1 protein-coding gene is annotated in these 601 nt (G+C 50.2%); it reads right to left on the reverse strand.

Going from position 1 to position 601, the window contains the following annotated elements:
• Positions 1 to 114: 114 nt before the first annotated feature.
• Positions 115 to 462 carry a hypothetical protein gene (locus ACOCD2_RS25125; protein ID WP_419626375.1) on the reverse strand — a complete coding sequence of 116 codons (348 nt, stop codon included), beginning with the start codon at positions 460 to 462 and terminating at the stop codon, positions 115 to 117.
• Between the last annotated feature and the right edge of the window lie 139 nt (positions 463 to 601).

Raw genomic sequence — 601 nt, forward strand, 5'->3', positions numbered from 1 at the left:
ACGACAATATCCTTGTCAAGGCAGGTGATTAATTAATTCAGTATATTGGCATGCGCTAATTATCTGGAGCTGCCCGAAAAAGATAGCTATTTATAGACGGTAACTAACTAGAGTTTAGAGTTTCAGAGGAGAAAAACCACTAAAAATCTCAAAAAATAGTTGACATAGCAAGGCGCGGCCTCTCAGAAGAGAAATCAACCGCTGCCAGCCATGGAGAGCGAAGCGAAGGCTGGTAGACCCCAGTAGCCGCGAGGCCGCACTGTTTTCCCGGCGTGCCTTGCGCCAGAGGGAAAACAAAGTAGGCCTCCGAACGTGGCGTCCAGTCATTGGGAGCCAAGTACGGAGCAGCAACGAGCTTGCGAAGTTGTTGCGTAGTGCTTGGTGACCAGGACGGCTGGGGCACAAATAGGTTGTCAAAGGCCGAGTCGATTTTGGGGACTGGGATGTCCCAAAATCTATCACGAGGCCGAAGACACACTTGACAAACTTCTGGAGGCCGCTATGGACGCGAAAGGATATAGCCGTATCCCCCGCGAACTGTGTTATTGGATAACATTTTTGGCAGAAGCGCTACCCCTGAGATCCGTGGGTACCTTCATTG

Origin of the sequence: Thiolapillus sp. (genome assembly GCF_048562965.1) — a bacterium.
GTDB classification, from domain to species: domain Bacteria; phylum Pseudomonadota; class Gammaproteobacteria; order Chromatiales; family Chromatiaceae; genus Thiolapillus; species Thiolapillus brandeum_A.